Here is a 3,081-nt window from a genome sequence, read left to right on the forward strand (position 1 = left end):
CCAAGTCGTTCATCGTGAAGCCGTCATGGCTGGTGATAAAGTTAATGCTGCAATGAGGCGGACGCCCCGCATGCTCGTACAAATCGCTGCTGCCGGCCAAGCGGGTCGCCAACGCGCCCAACGTTCCGCCATCGCCACGCCAAAAACCGCGCACGTCGTCACGGTAGCGGCCGTTCCATTCCGCCCAGCGGTGATTGCCGAACGAACCGACCTGGTACGCACCGGCCGCATCCCAGGCTTCGGCGATGATCTTGGTGTCGGCCAACAACGGGTCTTCGGCGATCAATTCCACCATCGGCGGGTTGGGGACCAGGTTGCCGCTTCGGTCGCGTGACAAAATGCTGGCCAAGTCGAATCGAAAACCGTCGACGTGATAGTTGTGCACCCAATGCCGCAAGCAGTGGAAAATCATTTCGCGGACGACCGGGTGGTTGCCGTTGAGCGTGTTTCCACAGCCGCTGTAGTTGGTGTAGTGCGTGCCTTCGCTGAGGATGTAATAGACCTGGTTTTCCAGTCCCTTGAACGACAACGTGGGGCCTTGCTCGTTGCCTTCGCAGGTGTGGTTGAACACCACATCCAAAATCACTTCGATCCCGGCCGCGTGCAGCGCCTTGACCATCTGTTTGAATTCGTTGACCTGGGCGCCGGGCCGTTTGTCGTGGGCGTATCCGCGGTGCGGAGAGAAAAACGCCATCGGGTCATAGCCCCAGTAATTGGGGCGTTGCGGCGGGTTGCCGTAGATGTCCAAGATCGGGAATTCGTTGACCGGCATCAATTCGACGGCGGTCACACCGAGCGACTGCAGATAAGGAATCTTTTCGATCACACCGAGGTAGGTGCCCGGGCACTTGATTTTTGCGGTGCGGCTTTTGGTGAATCCACGAACGTGCATCTCGTAGATCACCGATTCGCTCAGCTCACGCCGCAGGTGTCGGTCGCCTTCCCAATCAAAGTCGTCCTTGACGACGACGCACTTGGGCGGGCGAACGACGCCGTCGGTGCTTTTTCCAAACGTTCCCGCGAGCGCTTGGGCATAGGGATCGATCAAACGGGCGGCCGAATCGAATCGTTGCCCCTTGGCCGGATCCCACGGTCCGCTGGCTTGGTAATGGTACAGCTGGCCCGCTTCGAGCCCCTTGACGTTCAGACTCCACACATCACCCCAGCGATCGGTCTCGCGATCAAACTCGATGATGTCGGCCGGCTCCTGGTCGGTGACTTTGTTGTACAGCAGCAAACGCATTGCGGTTGCCGAGCGGCTGAAAACCGAAAACTGGACGCCGTTCTCCTGCAACGTTGCACCGAACGGCGGTTGGTAGGTGAACTGAAGGTTTCCGGTCGGTTGTCGCATAAGCATGTTGTGAGTGTCTCCTGCAATCCTTTCTAAACGCGTCTGTGGGGTGACACACCATGTGTCATCTCCAATGCGCCTGCATCACGTGCCTGCACAATGCTTGCCAGAAACCCTACCACCTACCGACCGGAGATCAGAAACCCTCGGGGAGGAGATTGGAAAACAGGCAGGCAGTCGATCACGCGATGACGCCTAGCGATGGATTGCCGAAGAAACCTCAGGAAACAGTTGGTGAAACGGTGACGGTCGGGACTATCAGCCGGGTTTGGAACCCGACATCTCTTAGTCAACCGGCACAGTTTACCGTTTTTCGGCGTATTTGGCGGCCTCAATGACGGTTGACGGCCGCCCGCAGGAGTGGGCGGATCATCGCAGCGCACTACACCACGGATAATGGCGTTCTGATTGCCAGACGGCTACCAGAGCCGGGGCGAGGATGTCAAACTGGCTTTTGCTGACCAGACTTCCACTTCAATCTTGACTGCTGACCCCCCTCCATGGCTGCGACTTATAAGGACGCCGGCGTCGACCTCGACGTGTACGCCGAATCAATGCGGCGTTTACCCAAACTGATGCACCGCACCTTTTCGCCGCGCGTGCTGGCCAGCGATGGAGGGTTTGCCGGGCTGTTTCAACTCGATTTCGCCGGAAAACTGTTCGCCCGCAATTACGAACAACCCGTTCTGGTCAGCGGCACCGACGGCGTCGGGACCAAGCTGAAGATCGCCCAGACCACCGGCATCCACCACACCGTCGGGATCGATCTGGTGGCGATGTGCGTCAATGACCTGCTCTGCACCGGTGCCGAACCGCTGTTCTTTCTCGATTATGTCGCGATGGGCAAAGACGACCCGGCGCGGCTGGAAAAGATCGTTCAAGGCATCAGCGACGGCTGTGTCGCCGGCGACATGGCCCTGCTGGGCGGCGAAACCGCGATCATGCCCGACATGTATGGCGATGAGGACTACGACCTGGCCGGCTTTGCCGTCGGAGTCGTCGAGCGAAAACGCCTGATCGACGGCAAACAGATCGGCGAGGGCGACGTCGTGCTGGGCATCGCGTCCAGCGGGCTGCACAGCAATGGCTTTTCGCTGGTCCGAAAAATCATCGCCGATGCCGGCCTGACCTGGGACTCCACCCCCGACGCCCTGGGCGGCAAGACGATCGCCCAAGCATGCCTGACGCCGACTCAGATCTACGTCGCCGCCGTCCGCGCGATCCAAAATCACTACCGCGTCAAACAAGTCATCCACGGCTTGGCCCACATCACCGGGGGCGGGATCGAAGAGAATCTGGACCGCATCCTGCCCCCCGGCGTCGACGCCGAGATCGATCCCACGTCTTGGGAACGCCCGGCAGTGTTCCGCTTTCTGCAGGAAACCGGCAAGGTGGCCGATGCCGAGATGCGACGGGTGTTCAACATGGGCATCGGCATGGCCATGATCGTCAGCGATTTTTATGCCGCCAGCATCCAATCCCAGCTGAACGAGCTGGGGATCGCGGCCACACCGATCGGACGGATCACCTTCGGTACCGGCAAGGTCCGCTACCTCTAGTGCTTTGTCAACTTTTGGATTGAGGGTGCCGCGGAAAAGGCAACCCTCAGATCTGGATCGAACGCTACTCTACCGTCTCAGCCCAATTATCGGGGTAGTGGACGAGGCGACGAGTCCTCTGGCAATATGCCCACTGCAGAGGAAGAGGAGAAAAGGACTCGTCGCCTCGTC

2 protein-coding genes are annotated in these 3,081 nt (G+C 59.5%); one reads left to right on the plus strand and one right to left on the minus strand.

Annotation, left to right across the window (positions count from 1 at the left end; all coding sequences use genetic code 11):
• The coding region (locus ABX749_RS27540) for a glycogen-debranching protein (protein WP_372898855.1) at positions 1-1,357 on the minus strand (1,357 nt) is incomplete at its 3' end.
• Between the two features lie 494 nt (positions 1,358-1,851).
• On the opposite strand from ABX749_RS27540, the gene purM reads away from it, so the two are divergent.
• The gene (gene purM / locus ABX749_RS27545) at positions 1,852-2,910 is read left to right on the plus strand and encodes a phosphoribosylformylglycinamidine cyclo-ligase (protein ID WP_372898856.1); all 1,059 of its coding nucleotides are present in this window, start codon (positions 1,852-1,854) and stop codon (positions 2,908-2,910) included.
• The last annotated feature ends 171 nt before the right edge of the window (positions 2,911-3,081 follow it).

The organism is Stieleria sp., assembly GCF_041595215.1.
Classification (GTDB): Bacteria; Planctomycetota; Planctomycetia; order Pirellulales; family Pirellulaceae; genus Stieleria; species Stieleria magnilauensis.